The sequence below is a fragment of the Pseudomonas sp. BS-2016 genome (assembly GCF_001806145.1).
GTDB lineage: Bacteria > Pseudomonadota > Gammaproteobacteria > Pseudomonadales > Pseudomonadaceae > Aquipseudomonas > Aquipseudomonas lundensis.
This window is the reverse complement of record NZ_MLCT01000018.1, coordinates 78,820-96,678: the sequence shown is the minus strand read 5'-3', so window position 1 is coordinate 96,678 and position 17,859 is coordinate 78,820. Positions and strand designations below refer to the sequence as shown.

The following is a 17,859-nucleotide window of genomic DNA, read 5'->3' as shown; positions in this document are numbered from 1 at the left end:
TGCCTGTCGGTTGCGCACGCGTGTCAGGAGCACGCCTTAACTATGTAGCGCCAGGGGCGGGAAGGGCCACGGTAGCGTTTGGGAACACCTCTGGGGCCCGACAGGCGGTCCCGGCAACCGTCAGGAGTTTCCATGAACCTTATTGCACACGCGGCGTTGACCGAGCAGGCCTTGCATGCCCTTTACCTGCGCGGTCTTGACGCTGCGCAAACAGCCGGGGTTATCGGCGCGTTTGAACATGACTGGCTGAGCCAGGCGCTGACTGCCGTGCCCGATGAAACCGGCAATGCGATCCCCGCTCACGTCAGCAGCGTGTTTTTGAGTCGGCATCAGTCCCGTACGGCGCAGTGGGCAGGTGCATTGCTGCTGACGCACACAGCCGCCACGCAGTCCCCGGTATTTCTGCTGACCCCGCTGGGGGCATTGGAGAAATTCAATGACATCGAGGCGCTGAGCGCTGCGTTGGAACTGCTGCTGGATGACCCCTTGCTGCGTGAACCGGTGCTGCGTTTTTGCCCGGTGGACGTGCGACCGTTCCTGAGCCTGACGGGCGAGCTGACCCTGCGAACCCGTGACGTGCCCGCGCCGGTCCTGACGTACCTCAGCCAGACACTGAATGATTTTCTGACCGCCAGCCAGGCCGATACGCTGGAACGGCTGCTGGCCACGCCCACTCTGAGGGCCTTGGTGGATCAACAGTTACAGGTTCAGCTGGAGCTGCACTTTGCCGGGCAGCCCGTGACGGCTCAAAACATTCACCGGGCCAGTACGCCGCAGGGTCAGACACCTGACGACCCCGGCCCCAGCCTGAGCAGCGTCGCGCTGGAGTTGTTTGTTAACGGCCAGTTAGCAACGGACCGTTCATACACCTGGACCGGTCCTTTTACCCGAAGTCCGGCAGAAAATGACGCCGACCTGGATCGGCGATTTACGCGTGTGCTCACGGCGGCGACCGAGCAACTCATGACCCGTATGAGCGAAGCGATGTCTGTTTTTTGGGACCTGCCTGCGGGCCCCCAGCCGAGCCCGCATGCGTATGGCGTCGCACGGCTGGGTGATGTGTTTTTTCAGCACCTGGTGCAAGCCCGTCAGGCCGGCGAAATCTCTGCGCAGACGTTTCAGGCTCTGCAACAACTGCTTGCCTCACAGCATGACCCCGCACGCATCGGGGCGGCTCGCCTGTTGGTGTCGCAGGGCAATGGCACTGAGGTCGAGCTGGCGGGGTTGTTGTGCCTTTATTTTCCGGGGCAAAACAATGGCGTGTACGTGTTCAGTGCCTCGACCGGGCTGGTGAGCATATCGACCCGTGCACGGCTTTCCAGCTATGTGCTGAGCAAGCTGCGCAGCCCTGCCACATTTGACACCATTGCTCGTCATGCGCCTCAGGATCAGCATCCCTTGCTGGCCGGCATGGTCTCGCCCACGCTGCGTGTCGAAAACATTGCCGGTGCGGTCTTTGAAGATTGCATTCATGCCGTACGGGCCAAGCAGATCCGCGACCTGGTTTATCTGGCGGGCCAGTATCAGGACCGTCGACTGGCGCTGGCTGCGGTGGACCACGCACTCGATATGCGCGCGCTGATCGATCCCGGTCTGTTGGCGCTCAATAGCCGGGGGCGCTGGGACAGTCGGTTTTTGCCCGACAGCAATGGCTTGCCGCTGGCCGTCAACGAGAACGGTTTGTCCGACGTGTTGAGTCTCAAACTGCCCAAGACCCTGGCCCAGAGGGATGCGTTACTCAGGCAGTGGCCGACGCCACGGATGTGCGCCCGTCATTTATGGGTGGCGGTGTTGAATCAAGAGGGGCAACGCTTCATCGATGTCTCTGAGGTGTGGGTGCAGGTGTTTGACGCGGATGAGTCTTCAGTTGGCCGTGTGCCGGTGCGCACGCTGACAGTCATTGATGCCTTGCTTGAGCGTGTCACCGGTCGTTACCCCTTGCCGCAGAACCCGGCGTTCCTACAGGGCGGGATCAGGTCCTCAATCGATGAGGAGATCAAACCCCTCAAACGCGTGAGCGGCACCAAGTTGCTGACACTGCTGGACATGCTGGCAAAAACATTCGATCAGGCCTTCAAGCAGCAACTCTCGACCTTCTTCTATACGCCCTACACCTCGCTGGCGCCGGATACCCTGGCCCGGCATCTGGCCACACTCAGGCACGTGATGTTGCGCGCTGATCTGCGATTGATGGTGAGGGGCAATCACCTTGAGACCCAGGACAAACACGTCATTTCTACAGTCTTGACCTACCCGGTGAGTACTCAGCGTCCGGCGCTCAATCAGTTTGTGCCGGACGTATTCGGCGTGTTTCTGAATCTCGGCGCGCCGTTGAGTGGGGTCAGCCTCACCCACTGCCTGCTGATCACCGAGCGGGGCGGGCAGGCGTCTGAAAGTGCAGGTCGGGCAATCCTCTGGACGCCAGTGTCAGGCTTTGAGGGTTTTGCGTCGGTGGACCAGTGCAAGGCGCATCTGGAGGCGCTGTTACTTGATCAAAGTCTGCGCAGCGACCTGTTAGACCAGGTTCGCTGGGATGAGCAATCGCTGATTGGCGAACACCTCGACAGTCGCAGCGATTGGGCGGTGGAGGGGGAGAATCAGTGGGTCAACTTCGAGCGCTTCGACGAGGATTTTGTGTATCAGAGTCAGGAAGCGGCCATTAACAAAGTGTTGCTGGATGCCGATTACGTGTGCCGTCAGGCCCGGGATACTCCCTTGACCGCGCACAGCTTTGAAAACCTCGCCCGCAGCCTGTTGAACGAGGGCCTTGCCGGGCTCAACCTTGAACGCCATCGCGAAATGGCCGAGACGCAGCAGTTAGAACATGCACTGCCGCTTTGGTTAAAAAATGCATCCCGGGCCGAGCAATTGGCGTACGCCAACCTGCTGCAACGCTACCCGTTGGCCGTGCAGGAAAATGGCAATTACTTGCAGGGCATTCCCGACATTGAGGGCTACGCCCGCACGGAGCTCAAGGCGCAGTTGGCGCTCGATTTCCCAGATCGTGCCCTGGACCCGGACGCCATTGAAGTTGTGCTCGACACTTACGTGGCCGCGCCGGTTGCGGTGGGCAGCACCCCGTCGTTTTTGGCCGCCGCCACGTCCCGTGATATCCAGCCGTTGACCCGGTTCGCGCTCAACGGCTTCAACCGGCTCGAGGGCGGATCGATGTTTTTGCGGCCCGTAAATGGCAACGCCTTGCCGCTGGCGCTGGACGCACGCTATGCCACGCGTCTGGTGCGAAGGCTTGATATCGGTCGGCACTATCAAGCCTTACTCAAAAGTACCCTGGCTCCTGAAAGCGAAGGCGCCGCACAACGGCAACGGCAGTTCGGCGACCAATTGTTGCTGCAAGTGCTTGAACAGGGGCTAAGAGAAAAACTCAGTGGTTCATTGTCCGCCACGGCGTATGCCTATTTGAAACACGTCATCGAACGCCCCGACGGCATTGCGCGCGACCCGCTGAACGGTGTTGCGCTCATCATCCGTCCGCTGGAACTGATCGCCGACCCGGGCCGCACCCCGGACTTGGCCACAGGCCTCTATATCGTGGGCCCGCCGTCTGGCGAGGTGGGTCCACAGTTGCTGTGGGTGATGTACAACGAACATTTTTCACTCAAGGAATACGCCAGCGAAGGGCAGTTGCTGGCGGACCTCTACACCCGTGAGTCTTTGCAGAACGTGGTGTTGCAACGCTTGCCCGCCTTCGAGCGAAAAACATACGCCAATGGCGGATTTGTCGAACCGCACTTGCCGCACTATTCGGATTCGCAATTGCTGAACGGATGGCAGACCCCGCCGCCCGTGGCACTGGCCAATCGCCCTATTCTGGGCAATCTGTTCTCCACCTTGTACCGGGACAACTACCGGCTGTTATTGGAAATGGCGGGCTTGCAGTCCAAGACCACGGCGCAGGCCGATTGGGAGTCCTTCACGTATTTAATGACGTTGGTGGTTAATACGGCCGTTATGTTTGTGCCCGGCAAGCTGAGTATTCCCATTGTGGTCTGGCAGGCGCTGGGGCTGTTTCGTGAAGGCTTGAGCGCAGGGAAGAAGGGCCAATGGGTTGAAGCAGTGGCCAATTTCGCCCTGTCATTGGTGGTGCTGGCGACGACACGTCGCGCTTGGCATTCACTGATCCGTTCGGCGGGTACGGGCGTGATTGATGAGGTGGGAGCCGAAATAAGTGCGCGTGCCGATCTGCAGTTTCAAGGGCCTGCGCAGGGGTTGACGCCCTATCGGGCCAATGATGTCGCGCTGGTGGATTTAACCCACGACCCGCAGACACAGATTTACAGTGACCCACAGACCGGTCTGTATTACGTCCCCTTGAGCGCGCAGGTGTTTCGGGTGCAGGCGTGGCGCAATCGCTGGCGCATCTACCTGGATGAAACCCGAGAGGGCCCGTTGATTAAACTCAACGCACAACAACACTGGGAAGTGGACGTGGCTGAGCCGCTGCCGGGCGGTGGGCCTGCCGCGTCCAGGATGAGCGAGTTCGGCACCTTGGCAACCAATGCCCTGACCTATGAAATACAGGCCATCGGCATGGACAGTATCGGGCGTCGCTTTCCGGGTAAGGCGTTAAACATCCGCCAGGCCCATGAATTGGCCACGATTTATCTGAAACGCGCAACGCAGGTCCTCAAGGACCTGGATGCGCCGGGCAGCACGAACAGAAAAAACCGTGAGTTTCTGAAAACGTTTTTTGGTCTCGAAACGCTGGAGCCGGTTCATCTTGAGCACGTCAAGACACGCATTGACGCGTTACTCGCGCGGTTCCTGCACCCTGACTTGTCGCCTTACACGTCGCGTAAATACGTGGTGTGCCGCTCCCGTTTCAACTCGCGGGCCTCAGCCTTTGTCAATCGCGCCGACAGTTCAAGGCGCATCTATTTGACGGAGGTTTTCTTCAATACCTTGTTTGAGCGCTCTTATGCGTTGAACCACCCGTATTTAAAGGCCGCGTCACCGCCTTTTCGCGCCGGCCAGCATTTGCGTGCGTCGTTTCTGCTGCACGAGGTCACCCACGATGTGCTCGACACCGAGGACATTCATTATTTGAACGCGGGTTCCCCTACCCCGACGTGTTAGACGAGGACTTGCCCTTTGGGCGCCACCTGAAAACGCTAAACCAAGAGATCCAGAGAAATCACTCACCTCACGCGACCACGGAGCATTTGTTTAAAGTGTTCAACCCCGAAACCCAGCAGTGGGAAGACATCCCCCGTGGCCCGGCTAAAACGTACATCAAGCAAATTGCGGGCGTGAGCACGTTGGATCAAGCCCGTCTGGTGTTCAGAAATGACCCTGTCAAACGGGTTGAGATGATGCTGGCCAATGCCGATACGCTGGTGCTGCTGATTGTTCAATTAGGGCGTGTCTACCCAGTATTGGCTTAGGGCAGGGCAGCGGACGAAGGAACGGCGTGGGCATTCCGTCCGGCAGGCTTTTCATGCATCGCCCCAAAGCAGGCATAATGCGCGACCCGCGATAGCGCATTGCCTGCTCTGGATTGATCCTTGACCTTGCCACCTGATTTCCCTGCCACGACGCCAGTGCGCCCTTCGGGCTGCCCCGGCTTACTGCGCATTGTCCAGGCGATGGACGGTGGCATTTGTCGCGTCAAGCTGGCAGGTGGCCTGATCACCGCGCAACAGGCTGAGGCGGTGGCGGACGTGGCGCACCGTTATGCCAGCGGCGTGATTGAGGCCACCAACCGCAGCAACCTGCAGATTCGTGGCGTCGGCCCGGCGCATCAGGCGTTGATCGAGCCGTTGCTGGCCGTGGGCCTTGGGCCAGCGAATGCCGCCAGTGACGACGTGCGCAACCTGATGCTCAGCCCGACCGCGGGCATCGATCCGCAACAGGTGATCGACACATGGCCGCTGGCACGCCAGATCCTCGGCAGCCTGGAGAGCACGCCGCGTTTTGCCGAGTTGTCGGCCAAGTTCGCGGTGCAGCTGGACGGCGGCGAAGCGCTGGCCATGCGGGAGCATCATCACGATCTGTGGCTGTGCGCTTTTGAATGCAATGGCCAGCCACTCCTGGCCTTCGGCCTTGCGGGTTGCCCGGCGCAGGATGCGGCGCTCGGTAGCGTGCCGGTCGAGCATGGGCATGCACTGGTGATGGCCGTACTCACGCTGTTTCTGGAGTGGGCGCGCCCCGAGCACACCCGAATGCGCCACCTGTTCAAAGAGCGGGCGATCACCGATTTTGTCGCGCAACTGGCGCAGCGCCTCAGCGTGGCGATCGGCCCCGCGGCCGCGTGGCCGCGCGCGCCCCACAGCAGGCAATCGCCCATCGGAACTTATCCACAGCGAGAAGCAGGTCAGGTCTACGTAGGCGCGACCTTGGCGTTGGGGCGACTCGATGCCGCCCTGCTCAGCGGGCTGGCGAAGGTCGCCACACGCTATGGAAATGGCACTTTGCGCTTTACCCCTTGGCAAGGCGTGCTGGTTCCGCATGTGCGCGACGAACAGGCTGCGTGTGTCACTCAAGCGCTGCACGCCTTGGGCCTGTTGTGTGATGCGCAACACCCGCTGACGCAAATAGTCGCGTGCACCGGTTCCAGCGCCTGCATCAAAGGGCTGGCCGATACCAAGCAGGATGCGCGCCGACTTGCGAGCCTGATCTCGCAGCCGCAGCCCATTCACCTGACGGGTTGCCTGCGCTCTTGCGCGGCGGCCCATGTGGCGCCGGTCACGTTGCTGGCTGTAGCGCCCGGTCATTACGACCTCTATTTACGTGACCCGCAGCACGCCGGATACGGTGTGCTGCGCGAGCGCAATCTTACTATTGAAGCGGCGGGCGCCTGGCTTGAAGCCCGCCAACGGAGCAACACCCATGATTGATTACATCCGCGACGGTCAAGAGATCTATCGCAACTCGTTCGCCATTATTCGTGCCGAGGCCAACCTCGACAGCATCCCGGCGGACCTTGAAAAACTGGCCGTGCGGGTGATCCATGCGTGCGGCATGGTCGATGCCATCGAAGACCTGCGCTTCTCGCCGGGCGCGGGCAAAGCCGGGCGAGATGCATTGGCCGCTGGCGCCCCGATTTTGTGTGATGCACGCATGGTGCTCGAAGGGGTGACCCGCACGCGCTTGCCTGCCAACAACAAGGTGATTTGCACCCTCAAGGAAGACGGCGTGGCCGAGATGGCGCTGGAGAAGGGCAATACCCGTTCGGCGGTCGCCCTTGAACTGTGGCGTCCGTATCTGGAAGGCAGCGTTGTGGTGATCGGCAACGCGCCGACCGCACTCTTTTATTTGCTGGAAATGATCGATGCCGGTGCGCCAAAACCGGCACTGATCCTGGGCTTTCCGGTGGGGTTTGTCGGTGCGGCCGAATCCAAGGCCATGCTCGCGGCTGACAGTCGCGGCGTGCCGTTTGTGATCATGCAGGGCCGTCGTGGCGGCAGCGCCATGGCGGCGGCTGCGGTGAACGCCCTGGCCACGGAGATTGAGTGATGGTGCAACCAGGACGTTTGATCGGTTTGGGTGTGGGGCCCGGCGATCCTGAATTGATCACGGTCAAAGCGTTACGCCTGCTGCGCGAGTCGCCCGTGGTGGCGTACTTCGTGGCCAAGGGTAAAAAAGGCAACGCATTCGGCATCATCGAAGCGCACCTGCAAGGTGCGCAAACCCTGATGCCTTTGGTGTACCCGGTGACCACCGAAGCCTTGCCGGCGCCGTTGTCGTACGAACAAATCATCAGCGATTTTTACGATCAAGCCGCAGTCGACGTGGCGCAGCATCTGCAAGCCGGACGCGACGTGGCGGTGATCTGCGAGGGCGACCCGTTCTTCTACGGGTCTTACATGTACCTGCATGATCGCCTCGCGCAGCAATTTGAAGCCCAAGTGGTGCCGGGTGTTTGCTCGATGCTGGGCGGTGCGTCAGTGCTGGGCGTGCCGCTGGTGTATCGCAATCAGAGCTTGTCGGTGTTGTCCGGCGTGTTGCCGCACGAAGAGCTCAAGCGCCGTCTGGCGGATGCCGATGCCGCCGTCATCATGAAGTTGGGGCGTAACTTCCATAAGGTGCGCGAAGTCCTGAGCGAGCTGGGCCTGGCCGAGCGGGCGCTGTACGTGGAGCGTGCCACCATGAGCAATCAGAAAATTGTGCCTTTTAATGACGTCGATCCCCTGTCGTCGCCATATTTTTCGCTGATCATCGTGCCCGGCGAACGGTGGCAAGGATGAGCCGCCCCGCTGCCGCCATTGTCATCCTCGGCACTGGCAGTCTGGCCACCGCCCGGCGTATCCAGCAGATATACCCCACCTCACTGATTTATGGCCTGGCTGAACGGGTAGCGGGTGCGGACCGGGTTTACACCGACTTTGGCGCCAACCTGCGTCAGCTGTATGCGCAGGACACGCCCATCATTGCGCTCTGTGCGGCTGGCATTGTGATTCGCACCCTCGCCCCGTTGTTGCTGGAGAAGGGGGCCGAGCCGCCGGTTCTGGCCGTTGCTGAAGACGCCAGCGCCGTGGTGCCTTTACTGGGGGGCTTGAGCGGGGTCAACGATCTGGCGCGGGAAATCGCTGCGGGCCTGGGGATTGCACCCGCCATCACCACCAGTGGCGAACTGCGTTTTGGCACCTGCCTGCTGAATCCGCCGAGTGGCTATGTGCTGGGTGATGTGGAGCTGGGCAAGCGCTTTGTGTCAGACCTGCTGGCCGGGGAATCCGTGCGCATCGAAGGGGACGCGCCCTGGTTGGACAGTGCGCAACTGCCCGAACACCGAGATGCGCGTCTGGCGATTCATGTGGGCAGCGAAGCGCGCGAGCCTGTGGCGGACGAGTTACGGATTTACCCGCGCAATGTGCTGGTGAAAGTCAACGCCGTGGTGTCAGCGCACACCGTTGGCGACGTGCTGCGCGAAGCGAAAGTCGCCTGGCAATCCCTGGCGTGCGTCGTGGCCGGCGAATCCCTGATGGCTGATATCCAACTGCGTGAAGTGGCCACTGAACTGGGTGTGCCGCTACGTTTTGCAACTGACGATGATGATTTTGCCGAGCAGTCAGTCGCCTGGAGTGAGCCTGTGAATGCTGTGACCGTGGGGGTGGCGCCCGTGCCACTGGTCATTGAGCGACTGGGACGTGCGCGTGGACGCCTGGCCGTCATCGGGTTAGGGCCAGGCGCTGCCGAGCTGATGGTGCCCGCCGTCAAGGCCGAGCTGGAACGGGCCAACGACGTGTTGGGCTATGAAACCTATGTGCGCATGGCCGGGCCGTTCCGTAACGATCAAGTGCTGCACTGCACCGACAACCGCGAAGAAATGCAGCGAGCCCGGCATGCCTTCGAGCTGGCGACCCAAGGGCGCTCAGTGGTGGTGGTGTCGTCTGGTGACCCTGGTGTGTTCGCCATGGCGGCAGCCGTACTGGAAGCACTGCACGAGTCCAACAATCCGCTCTGGCACAGCGTTGACCTGGAGATCCTGCCGGGCGTGTCGGCCTCCCTGGCGACGGCGGCGCAGGCTGGAGCGCCGTTGGGGCATGACTTCTGCGTGATGTCGCTCTCGGACAACCTCAAGCCATGGGCCATCATCGAAAAACGTTTGGACCTGGCGGCCGAGGCGGATCTGGCGCTGGCGTTCTATAACCCGATTTCCCGCTCACGCCCTTGGCAGCTAGGCGTGGCACTGGACATCGTCGCCCGTCATCGTCTGCCTGCGACGCCGGTCGTCTTGGGTCGCGATATCGGCCGTCCGGGCCAGACGCTACGTGTGACGACCCTTGGCGCGTTGACGCCGGATCAGGTGGACATGCGCACCATGGTCATCATTGGTTCGTCGACGACATGCGCATTCCGTCGTGCTGACGGACTGGAATGGGTCTACACACCGCGTTGGTATGGGCAAAAGCCCTGACGTACTGAATAAATGGCCTCTTTAATGAGGCCATTTTTTTATAACGGTAATGTTTGGCCATCCTAATGCCCTAGCACTGTCGGAATATTCGTCAGTGTGCGTCAAATAAATATATGAGGCTTACTGGTTTTTATTAATGTGGCAGTGTGAATAACTCCTATGCTGGCTATATAGAGTTTGAATCAGGTGGCGTACGTGGCAAAAGCCCGTGTGCGAAGGGGGAGAGGTCGATTAAGTTAGTTGTAATGAGCTCGATGTAAGCGTCATTGTTTCTAATGCGCAGGATTCGGTTGAGGGGCAGGCCATGGGAAAGTGTTCTGGGCGTTGGTTCGGCTCTGTACGAAAAGTAATATCACAAACACTGCATCGCACAAACCGTTGAGCATCAATCGACTACCTGCGCTCATGCGCCCGCCACGGCGAGGTTGTTCGACTCTATCCGCAACCAAATCCCAGGGTACATCAAGGTAGTCAGGGCGACTCTCCAGTCCAGTCTGATAAGTGCTGTCTTATTGTTCTGTTCAGGGATGAACGTCGGATGGAGTTGATCGGGGCGGGAAGCAACGTTTTAGTAATGCGTGTTTCTGTAATATTAAGTAAGGAACCATTTTTTGTATTGTAGAAAAAGCAGGCTATGTTTTATTTAACGGGTCGGGAAGGCTCGCTAAATAAAATCAAATGGAGTGATTGTATGATTGTTAGTGAAAACGTTGCTTTTACAGACCAAGAAGCCGAACAGTTTTTTAATGCGTTGCCCGTCAAGCAAAAAATGCAATTTTTAACGACGCCTGAATCGCCAAGCGTGGGAGGCGAGACAACAGAAGAAACTGCCCTGATCGGGAAGGAAACACCAATCGTTATTGCATTTGCTGATGGTGTGGCTCCTGAGAAGCGTCAGGCGGTTATGAATATTGCCCAGCTCTCTGAAGCTTATGCCGATACAAAAGCAAACCGTAAAACCAATGCCTTGGCATGGTACGAGGCTTACCATGAATCAATGAAGGCGTGTGGTTGGACCTTCACCAATTATATATATACCACCCATGATACGAAAAATGTCAATGTCACCATGGACAGTCTCGTTTTGGAAATAGTTGCTATGGCTGCAGGGGCGAATGCCGCAGCGATCGTTCCTTTACTGGGTAAAGTCTTCGATAGAATCAAAAAAGACAATGCCATCATTACGTTGTTTGATAACAACAGTAAGGGCAGTAGCGTAGGCAGTTGTCAGATCATGCCGTGCATAGAGTCTGAGGGCGGTATTGCTGTGACTGTCCTGGCCGGTCTGGAATGTACTTTTAACTCCTCCGAAGGCGGTGCCTGGTTCTGGAAGTGGAAGGCTTCGAGTCTGAGTGTTCAAAAAGCGGCGACTCAGATGAACTTGAACTTTGATTCCTATAAGCGCCGTGAGCACCATATACTCGGTCAGCTTGATAAGTCTTCTGATGATTTTTTTGCAAACATAAATCTGAAATGATTCGTCAGCGGGGCGGCACTTTATAGTGTCGCCTCGTTCATTAGCGCTATGTCCGAATAAGGGGGATGTACATGGAGTACAAGCTCAAAGTCGTATCAGGCCAGTTAATTTTTTTACCGGATAACTTGCCTGTGCCGTTTGAAAGTGATCTTGCCTGTTCGCAATTGTTTATGCAGTTTTATGCGGACGGCAGAGCTGACAGATTCGCTGAACTCGGCAGCTGGGATCAACATATCGGTGAGGCGCGTATACAGACGAAGTGGATAACAACGCTTTCACAGAATGTTGATGTAAAGCCAAGTGAGGATGCTTTTTTTGACGTGCTCTCTGTGATATCAGAGCTAATTAATCAGGCACACACTATTAACTCCGGGGTTTCACTGAAGCTCCTGCGCGATGGGCTAAAGGCTTTAACGTGTGACGCACAGGCGCAGAAAGTGTTTTTTGATTCAGTCTTTAAGCGTTCCGTCTCTGATCTGACCCTGAATGATCAAGGTTCTTTAAATGTTTGTTTCCTGCTCAGTGTGCTCAATCCTCAGAATCAGCTGTTAACGGTTCAGGTTCGTTTGAGCGTTCATGGGGATCCGGGCGCAAATATTTTTATTCGGCCCTTAGAGGGTAAAGAACTGATTGGTACGCCCTCGCTGACGGTATCAAGTGCTGAGTTGAATACGCGCATGTACGATAAGGTCAGAGGTAATATAAATGCTTTAGTGAAAGATATAGCAGTCGATCAGATTGTCGACTTGGCGATTCATTAAAGCATCGGGCTGTTTAATCGAGTAGATACCCCATCTACCCCGCGCAACGAGTAGGGATGAAGCAGGAATGTGATTTGCCGAGCCCGGCGGGTTTGCGCGGTAACTTATTTAAAGCATACGTGCTACGAATGGAAAATACGGAATGAGTAATCGCGTCGTTATGGTCGGTGGTAGTCTTCTTTCATTTGTTGACGGATTCTCGCCCCAAGAACAACAGGATATTATGAACAGCCTTGCGCTTGCTCAATACAGTGCTGACAAGTCTTTGAAGAACGACAAACTGCTTGTGGACTGGTTCGATTTGTTCACTGAAAGCCTGATGGCGGTGGGGTGGGAGGTCGATGAAGATATGCGTTCCGGCTGGGCCGAAACAGGTATTTTTTATAGCCTGGAAGAGGCCGTTTTAGACGGCCTTAAGTACGTAAATCAAGCGTCGCTTCGTGCTTCGCTCAAGCATTCGATTGAAATGTTGAAGTTGGACAAGGCGTCACAAGACATATTTGAGAGCCGTAATCGCAATGGCTCAATGGCCCATTATCAGTTTGTTCCCTGTGAGCATCGCAAGGCCTTGGGGAGCTATATGTTCGTAAGCGGGATGAAAGTTAAATCGCGCGTCAATCTCGATAATATTTTTTTCGATGGTAAAAAAATCAAGACGGACGATGCTTTGGATGTGCAAACAGCCTGTTCCGGGTTTTATTTGAGGACCGAAAACTACAACCCTCATCGAGAGATTGTTCTGCAAAAAATGAGTGAAATTGGTGACGATTTTTTCAAAAATCTGAAGCAATAGGCCTCCAGAGAGCTTATGCAGAGCTTTAGCTATCAGCTCAAGGCACCAGATACCCCTTCACCCCGGTAAAGATGATCTGTGCCGCGAGCGCGCATACGAATAACCCCATCAGGCGGCTGACGATTTGTAAGCCTTGTTCACCGAGAATGCGTTCAATCCGGTTGGACAGGTACAACACGATGCCGACCGTCAGGCTGGCCAGCGCGATGCTGGTGATCGCCATCAGTTTGTCGTCCCAATGCGGTTGGGTAATTCCCATCACCAATAACGCACCGATGGTCCCAGGGCCGACGGTCAGCGGGATGGTGAGTGGAACGATGGTCACATCCTGCTGCACGTTATCTGTCTGCACCGCCGACTTGCCTTGAGCCATGCCCAACGCCGAGATGAACAACACACTGCCGGCGCCGATGCGGAACGCATCCACCGTGATGCCGAAGACATTGAAGATCGTGCGCCCGAACAGGTACAGCAACACGCTCGAAATCAGGGTGGCCAGGGCGACTTTCCAGGCCAGACGGCGACGTTCCTTGTTCGAGTAACCCCGCGTCAGGCTGATAAAGCACGACAGCACGAAGAACGGGCTGTAGAGCACCAGCATCTTCAAATACACACTGAACAGCACATGGAGCATGGTATGAGCTCACGTCGAAGGAAGGCGCCGAAAGTCTATCAGGCGGTTGGAGGTCTGTCGGCAAACTCGCCATTAATGTAACGAGGGCGATTGTTCCTGAGATTGACGCAGCTCACGTTGGGCAACCCAATATTCGACCAGTTCGCGCAGTTGCGAGAGTTCGACCGGTTTGGCCATGTGGCCGTCCATGCCCGCCTGACGGGCGCGGTCTTTATGTTCGGTCAAAATGTGAGCCGTCAATGCCACCACGGGTGTGCGTACCCGTTGGTTGCTGACTTCCCACGCCCGCAATTGCTCAGTGGCCGAGAAACCATCGAGCACCGGCATTTCGCAATCCATCAGCACCAGGTCATAGCGTTCGGCCTTCATGGCTTTCAGGGCTTCGGCGCCATTGCAGGCGGTGTCGGGTTGCAGATTGAGTTTGCCGAGCATGCCGCGAATCACTTTGGTGGAGATGTTGTTGTCTTCCGCCACCAGAATCCGGAAGTCCCCTGGCACAGTGGTGGGCAACGTCGGGGTGCCGGCTGTGGCTTTGCTGCTGATGACCTGACCTTTATTGCGCTGGCTGAGTTCATCGGCCAGTGTGGTTTTCAAGGTGTAACCGGCCACTGGTTTGGCCAGGATGCGTTTGATCCCGCAGTTTCGTGCAATGATTTTGCTCGGCGCATTGCTGATGCCCGTCAGCATGACCAGCAGAATGTCGTGATTGAGGCTCGGGTCTTCCTTGATTTTGGCCGCCAGTTGCATGCCCGTCATGCCAGGCATGTTCTGGTCGAGCAGGACGATATCGAAATAGTCGCGCAAGTGGGCCTTGGTCCGCAGCAGTGCCAAGGCTTCTTTGCCGGAGGCAGCCGCATTGACGTTCAAGCCCCACGCGGTGCATTGCTGCACCAATACTTTGCGGCAGGTGTCGTTGTCGTCGACCACTAGCACGCGGGCGCCTTTGAGCGGGCTGTCGAGGTCGGAAGTTTGGTGCTCCAGGTGCTGAGGATCCAGCGGCAAGGTCATCCACAGGCTGCTGCCTTTGCTCTGGCCGGGTTTGATGCCGAACTCGCCACCCATCAGCATGATCAATTGCCGAGCAATCACCAGCCCCAGGTGCCCGCCCAACCGCGTGGCGGCCAGGAAGTTCTTGCTGTGCAGTTCCGCGTGCAGCAGGGCATCGCGCTCCTGCTCATCCATGGGCTGGCCAGAATCCTGAACCGTGATGCGCAGGCGTGGCGGGTCGCTGCGCTCTTCAAGTGCCACGACAATCAGGATTTCGCCCTCATCGGTCTTCTTCAGCGCGCTTTCGAGCAGGCTCAGCAACGTCTGGCGCAAGCGGGTCGGGTCACCGCTGATTACCCGCGGTACTTGCGGTTGAATGAAGCTGATGAGTTCGACGTTCTGTTGCTCTGCCTTGGTGCGGAAAATACTCAGGCAGTCATCGATCAGGGCGTTGAGGTCAAACTGCACGTCATCCAGCTCGATTTGCCCGGACTCCAGCTTGGAGATGTCGAGAATTTCGTTAATCAGCGTCAGCAACTCGTTGCCGGCGCTGTGAATGGTTTGCACGTAGTCCCGTTGTTTGACGGACAGCGGCGTGCCGAGCAGCAGCTCCGTCATGCCCAGCACGCCGTTCATCGGGGTGCGGATCTCATGACTGATCTTGGCCAGAAATTCGGCCTTGGCATTGACCTCGGCGTTACTGGCCGCCAATTCACGGCTGATGCTGAATTCGTCTTCTGTGATGCTTCGATTGCGCTCACTCAAGGCCAGGCTCATCAGGAAACCGCTGATGCAGACGATCAGCATCAGGGCCAGTACCAGCTCTTGGGGGGCTATCAGGGTCAGGCCCAGCAGGGCAGGCAGAATCACCAGCGTGCCGAGGTTGAAAATAGCGATGGCCACCACGAACAGCCGGGCCGGGCGATAGCCTTTTTGCAGGTGATAGACCGAGACCAGCAAGATGCTCAGGCTCGCCAGGGCGACCAAGGCGTAGGTCATCAGGTTGAGCGGCAGGTTGTCGATGAACAGCAACAGCAGGCCGCCGAGGGCAATGATGAGGATGTCAGCCAGCAGTAGCCTGTTGATCGGGTGCGGGCCGCGCGATGAGAAAAAGCTGTAGGCGAACATCAGGCCGCAGGGGGCTGTCAGCAGTAGCGCCAGATAAGCGCCGGGTGTTTGCGCGCCATGCCATTCGGGCAACCACGGGCCCAGCAGGTTCAGGAACAGCGCAGAGCTGGTGAGCAGCAGGGCTTCACAAATCGCCAGCCACAAGCTGCTGATCGAACGGGTGAATCCGAAACGGGTGAGGTTGTGCAGAACCAGCATCAGCAGGCAACCCAACAGCAAGCCGTAGAGCAAGGGTTTGCCCTGATTGGCCGCCAGCATGACAGCGGTGTCGAGGGTGATGTAGGGCCGTAACTGATGGTCGGAGACCAGCCGCAGATAGACGTCCAGCGTGCGACTGCTTTGGGGCAGCGGCAGCATGTAGTCACTGCTTGGCAGGGGTTTGTCGGCCTGTGTCAGGGTATTGCCGGCGGTGACTTCTTCGATCAGTTTTTGATCGTCGAGCACGTACAGGTCCAGCCGGGACACATCGGGCGCAAACACTCGCAGGATTTGCTCGTGTTTGTCCGGTACCAGCCGGAAACGCAGCCACAGTGCTTCTCCCGGCTCAGCGGCTTTGAGCTGATCGAGTTCAATGGGGCTGAATTGAGTTGCGAATCGAGATGAATGCACATCGCTGATTTGCAACGTGCCTTGAGGGTCTGACAGCACAGACCAACTGCTGCCCTGAGCAGCATGTGCCGGCAGTAAAACAAGCAGAGCGGTCAATAAACTGACAAAAAAACCAATGGCGATCCTGAGCCAGCGCACGGCGAAATCCCTTCGTAGAGTAAAGCCTGATGAATAACTATGCGCGGCGCTGGAACAGTTAGGCAAGGGTGGGGTGCCCTTGCCTATCCATCTGGATTGCTTATTCCTGACGGTCGCCACGTTCGCGTGCAATTGCGCGATAACCAATGTCGTTACGGTAGAAGCAGTCATCCCACTCGATGGCTTTGGCCAGCGCGTAAGCGTGCTGCTGAGCGGCTTCGACCGTGTCGCCCATGGCCGTTGCACACAATACACGACCACCGGCCGTGACCACTTCCTGCGCGGCATTCAACGCCGTACCGGCGTGGAACACTTTGCCCTCGAGCTGCGCCGCAGCGTCCAGACCGTGAATCACCGCGTCTTTAGCGTAGTCGCCCGGGTAGCCGCCGGCTGCCAGGACAATCCCCAGGCTTGGACGCGGGTCCCATTGCGCTTCAACCTTGTCCAGTGCCTGAGCCAGTGCCGCTTCGATCAGCAACACCAGGCTCGACTGCAAGCGCAGCATCACCGGTTGGGTTTCAGGGTCGCCAAAACGGCAGTTGAACTCGATGACCTTAGGATTGCCGGCTTTGTCGATCATCAGGCCTGCATACAGGAAACCGGTGTAGATATTGCCTTCTTCGGCCATGCCACGAACGGTCGGCCAGATCACCTGATCCATCACGCGCTGGTGAACCTCGGCCGTCACGACCGGAGCAGGGGAGTACGCGCCCATGCCGCCGGTGTTCGGGCCGGTGTCCGCATCGCCGACGCGCTTGTGGTCCTGGCTGGTGGCCATTGGCAATACGTTCTTGCCGTCGACCATCACGATGAAGCTGGCTTCCTCGCCGTCGAGGAACTCTTCGATCACAACGCGCGAACCCGCTTCGCCAAAGGCATTGCCGGCCAGCATGTCGCGTACGGCGTCTTCGGCTTCAGCCAGGGTCATCGCGACGATCACGCCTTTACCCGCAGCCAGGCCGTCAGCCTTGATCACGATCGGCGCGCCAACTTCTTGCAGATAGGCCAGCGCCGGTTCGATTTCGGTGAAGTTCTGGTAATCGGCGGTCGGGATCTTGTGACGCGCCAGGAAATCCTTGGTGAACGCCTTCGAACCTTCCAGCTGAGCAGCGCCTGCGGTTGGGCCGAAGCAGTCCAGGCCACGGGCGCGGAACAGATCGACCACGCCGGCCACCAGCGGCACTTCCGGGCCCACGATGGTCAGGGAAACGTTCTTCTCGGCAAAGTCGGCCAGTTGCTCAAGGGCCAGTACGTCGATATCGACGTTTTCGCACTTGGCTTCAATGGCTGTACCGGCGTTGCCCGGCGCCACGAACACTTTCGCAATGCGTGGGTCCTGAGCGACTTTCCAGGCCAGTGCGTGTTCGCGGCCACCGCTGCCAATGATCAAAACATTCATTTCAAAAACCTCGGATGACGCTGAATTCTATTGAGAGCCCAAAACGTTTCACGCTTCAG

12 protein-coding genes are annotated in these 17,859 nt (G+C 57.8%); 9 read left to right on the top strand and 3 right to left on the bottom strand.

The window, feature by feature from the left end:
- Window positions 1-132 precede the first annotated feature (132 nt).
- From BKD70_RS09145 to BKD70_RS09105, 9 genes are all read left to right on the top strand, one after another.
- Window positions 133-5,094 (top strand): dermonecrotic toxin domain-containing protein, encoded by a 4,962-nt coding sequence (locus tag BKD70_RS09145; protein ID WP_047273195.1) that lies wholly within the window; start codon window positions 133-135, stop codon window positions 5,092-5,094.
- A 95-nt stretch (window positions 5,095-5,189) separates the two neighbouring features.
- Window positions 5,190-5,402 carry a hypothetical protein gene (locus tag BKD70_RS09140; protein WP_139047488.1) on the top strand — a complete coding sequence of 71 codons (213 nt, stop codon included), beginning with the start codon at window positions 5,190-5,192 and terminating at the stop codon, window positions 5,400-5,402.
- Between the two features lie 120 nt (window positions 5,403-5,522).
- A complete protein-coding gene (cobG, locus tag BKD70_RS09135) occupies window positions 5,523-6,854 on the top strand; it encodes a precorrin-3B synthase (RefSeq protein WP_047273197.1) in 1,332 nt (443 codons plus the stop codon).
- A complete protein-coding gene (locus BKD70_RS09130; RefSeq protein ID WP_047273198.1) occupies window positions 6,847-7,473 on the top strand; it encodes a precorrin-8X methylmutase in 627 nt (208 codons plus the stop codon). The genes cobG and BKD70_RS09130 overlap by 8 nt, the downstream gene beginning before the upstream one ends.
- Window positions 7,473-8,204, top strand: a complete 732-nt coding sequence (locus BKD70_RS09125) for a precorrin-2 C(20)-methyltransferase (RefSeq protein ID WP_047273199.1) — start codon at window positions 7,473-7,475, stop codon at window positions 8,202-8,204. The genes BKD70_RS09130 and BKD70_RS09125 overlap by 1 nt, the downstream gene beginning before the upstream one ends.
- Window positions 8,201-9,874, top strand: coding sequence for a precorrin-3B C(17)-methyltransferase (gene cobJ, locus BKD70_RS09120; RefSeq protein WP_047273200.1), 1,674 nt, complete (start codon window positions 8,201-8,203; stop codon window positions 9,872-9,874). The genes BKD70_RS09125 and cobJ overlap by 4 nt, the downstream gene beginning before the upstream one ends.
- 691 nt (window positions 9,875-10,565) lie before the next feature.
- A complete protein-coding gene (locus tag BKD70_RS09115; protein ID WP_047273201.1) occupies window positions 10,566-11,351 on the top strand; it encodes a hypothetical protein in 786 nt (261 codons plus the stop codon).
- A gap of 71 nt (window positions 11,352-11,422) precedes the next feature.
- Window positions 11,423-12,112 (top strand): hypothetical protein, encoded by a 690-nt coding sequence (locus tag BKD70_RS09110; RefSeq protein ID WP_047273202.1) that lies wholly within the window; start codon window positions 11,423-11,425, stop codon window positions 12,110-12,112.
- Between the two features lie 142 nt (window positions 12,113-12,254).
- Window positions 12,255-12,905 (top strand): hypothetical protein, encoded by a 651-nt coding sequence (locus BKD70_RS09105; protein WP_139047489.1) that lies wholly within the window; start codon window positions 12,255-12,257, stop codon window positions 12,903-12,905.
- A gap of 37 nt (window positions 12,906-12,942) precedes the next feature.
- On the opposite strand, the gene BKD70_RS09100 is transcribed toward BKD70_RS09105, so the two are convergent.
- The 3 genes from BKD70_RS09100 to purD all read right to left on the bottom strand — a co-directional run bounded on the left by BKD70_RS09100 (window position 12,943) and on the right by purD (window position 17,800).
- The gene (locus tag BKD70_RS09100) at window positions 12,943-13,539 is read right to left on the bottom strand and encodes a MarC family protein (protein WP_047273204.1); all 597 of its coding nucleotides are present in this window, start codon (window positions 13,537-13,539) and stop codon (window positions 12,943-12,945) included.
- A gap of 72 nt (window positions 13,540-13,611) precedes the next feature.
- Window positions 13,612-16,401 (bottom strand): hybrid sensor histidine kinase/response regulator, encoded by a 2,790-nt coding sequence (locus tag BKD70_RS09095; RefSeq protein WP_047273205.1) that lies wholly within the window; start codon window positions 16,399-16,401, stop codon window positions 13,612-13,614.
- A gap of 100 nt (window positions 16,402-16,501) precedes the next feature.
- Entirely contained in the window at window positions 16,502-17,800 is a 1,299-nt protein-coding gene (gene purD / locus BKD70_RS09090) for a phosphoribosylamine--glycine ligase (RefSeq protein ID WP_047273206.1), read from the bottom strand.
- Window positions 17,801-17,859: the final 59 nt, after the last annotated feature.